Consider the following 2,300-nt stretch of genomic DNA (forward strand, 5'->3'; position numbering starts at 1 on the left):
TGCAGGCCAGGTGCGGGCGGCGCTCGCGCGGGGCGGCCTGGCCGAGGGCCTGCGGGCGCGCTACCCGGAGGCCCACGAGGTGCGCACCGACCGCGCGCTGTACGACTACGTCACCGGCCTCAAGTCCCGCTACCTGCGCCAGTCCGAGCCGCTGAGCAAGGTGGCCTACGACCCGCGCCTGCACGTGATCCGCAACGCGCTGGGCACGCACACCGCGGTGTCGCGCGTGCAGGGCACACGCCTGAAGGCCAAGCGCGAGATCCGCGTGGCCAGCCTGTTCAAGGAGGCGCCGGCGGCGTTCCTGAAGATGATCGTCGTGCACGAACTCGCGCACCTGAAGGAGCGCGAGCACGGCAAGGCCTTCTATGCGCTGTGCACGCACATGGCCCCGGACTACCACCAGCTGGAGTTCGATTTGCGGGTGTGGCTGACGGTGGCCGAGCTGCCGCAGCGCTAGCCGATCGAGAAGCCCCGATAGCGCTCCGCCGCCACCTCGGCGCACAGCTTGCGGTAGGCGCCGAAGCCGCCGATGTAGGGCATGAACACACGAGGCTTGCCCGGGACATTGGCGCCCATGTACCAGGAGTCCGCGCGCGGCAGCAGGGTCTTGTCGGCCAGCTCGTTGACGTGCGCCACCCAGGCCTCCTCGGCGTCCGGCGTCGGCTCGATGGTGGCCGCCTTGTGAGCGCGCAAGTGGTCGATGCAGTCGGCGATCCACTCGACATGCTGCTCGATCGAGGTCGGCATGTTGCCGAGCACCGACGGGCTGCCAGGGCCGGTGATCATGAACAGGTTGGGGAAGTCGGCAGTCGAGACCCCGAGGTAGGTGCGCGGACCGGCCGCCCACTTCTCGCCGAGCGTCACGCCCCCGCGTCCGCGGATGCCCAGTCGCGTCAGCGGGCCTGTCAGCGCGTCGAAGCCGGTGGCGAACACGATGATGTCGAGCGGATAGATCTTCTCGCTGGTGCGGAGGCCCTGCGCGACGATCTCCTGGATCGGCGTTTCGCGCAGGTCGACCAGCACCACGTTGTCGCGGTTGTAGGTCTCGAAGTAACCGGCGTCCAGCGGCAGCCGCTTGGTCGCGATCGGGTAGCCCTGGGGAATCAGCTTGCGCGCCACCGCGGGGTCACGCACCGCCTCGCGGATCTTCTGGCGCACGAAGTCGGCGGCGGTCGCGTTCGCCGCCTCGTCGACCAGCAGGTCCTTGTAGCTGCCGAACATCCACTCGAAGCCGCCCTTCTGCCAGTTGGCCTCGTACTGCCGCTGGCGCTCCTCGGCGTCGACGTCGAAGGCACCGACGCTGCTGAAGTCGTACGGTTGGCCGATCGAGCTCCACTTGCAGGTTTCGCGGATCTGCCGGATATCGCGCCGCAGCCGGGCCTGCTCCTCCGGACTGAGGTCGCGATTGCCGTTCGGTACGCTGAACTGCGGCGTGCGCTGGAACACCGTCAGGTGAGCCGCCTGCCGGGCGATGATGGGGATGGCCTGGATCGCGCTCGACCCGGTGCCGATCACGCCCACGCGCTTGCCGCTGAAGTCCACGCCCGCGTGCGGCCAGGCGCCGGTGTGGTGCTGCTCGCCCTCGAAGCTGTCCCTGCCGGGGATCGCGGGCACCTGGGCCGACGACAGGCAGCCCACGGCCGTGATCAGGTAGCCCGCCTCGACCCGTTCGCCGATCTCGGTCTCGACCGTCCACAGCGCGCGCTGCTCGTCGTAGGTGGCGCCCGTCACCGCGGTGTCGAAATCGAAGGCCGGCTTCAGGTCGAGCTTGTCGGCCACGTACTCCAGGTAGCGGAGGATCTCGGCCTGCCCGGGGAAGCGCCGGCTCCATTGCCAGCCCTGCACGAGCTCGTCGGAGAAGGAGTACGAGTAGACCCACGACTCGGAGTCCGAACCGGCCCCCGGATAGCGATTCCAGTACCAGGTGCCGCCGACCCCGCCGCCGCGCTCGAAGGCGCGCAGCGACAGCCCCATCTCGCGCAGCCGGTGCACCATGTAGAGGCCGGCGAAGCCGGCCCCGATGACCACTGCGTCCACCCGGGCAGCCCGGCTGCCGCGCTCCTCTTTCACCGACATGGCAAGGGGCTCCTTCGGCATCACGCTGCTCGTCTCGTCGCGCCGGCTGGTCAGTCGATCAGCCTCAGGGCCCGGGCGGCATTGATGGCCTGCAAGCGGTTGCCGACGCCGAGCTTCGAGTAGATGTTCTTCAGGTGAAACTTGACCGTGTTCTCCGAGACGAACAGCCGACCGGCGATCTCGCGGTTGGAGATGCCGTTGAAGAGCGACTGCAGCATCTCCTT

3 protein-coding genes are annotated in these 2,300 nt (G+C 68.8%); 1 reads left to right on the forward strand and 2 read right to left on the reverse strand.

Annotated features, from left to right (window positions below):
- The first annotated feature begins 10 nt into the window (after positions 1 to 10).
- Positions 11 to 457: a YgjP-like metallopeptidase domain-containing protein gene (locus x551_RS21345; RefSeq protein ID WP_081771446.1), complete on the forward strand. Its 447-nt coding sequence runs from the start codon at positions 11 to 13 to the stop codon at positions 455 to 457.
- On the opposite strand, the gene x551_RS21350 is transcribed toward x551_RS21345, so the two are convergent.
- Together x551_RS21350 and x551_RS24760 are read right to left on the reverse strand one after the other, a co-directional pair.
- Entirely contained in the window at positions 454 to 2,076 is a 1,623-nt protein-coding gene (locus x551_RS21350; protein ID WP_036251124.1) for an NAD(P)/FAD-dependent oxidoreductase, read from the reverse strand. The genes x551_RS21345 and x551_RS21350 overlap by 4 nt on opposite strands.
- A gap of 50 nt (positions 2,077 to 2,126) precedes the next feature.
- Positions 2,127 to 2,294: a LuxR C-terminal-related transcriptional regulator gene (locus x551_RS24760; RefSeq protein WP_275452081.1), complete on the reverse strand. Its 168-nt coding sequence runs from the start codon at positions 2,292 to 2,294 to the stop codon at positions 2,127 to 2,129.
- Positions 2,295 to 2,300: the final 6 nt, after the last annotated feature.

It is taken from the genome of Methylibium sp. T29, assembly GCF_000576205.1.
Classification (GTDB): Bacteria; Pseudomonadota; Gammaproteobacteria; order Burkholderiales; family Burkholderiaceae_C; genus Methylibium; species Methylibium petroleiphilum.

Excerpts from the sequence above, each read along its gene's own strand:
- x551_RS24760 (WP_275452081.1), bottom strand. The coding sequence starts at position 2,294 with ATGCTGCAGTCGCTCTTCAACGGCATCTCCAACCGCGAGATCGCCGGT.
- x551_RS21350 (WP_036251124.1), bottom strand. The coding sequence starts at position 2,076 with ATGTCGGTGAAAGAGGAGCGCGGCAGCCGGGCTGCCCGGGTGGACGCA.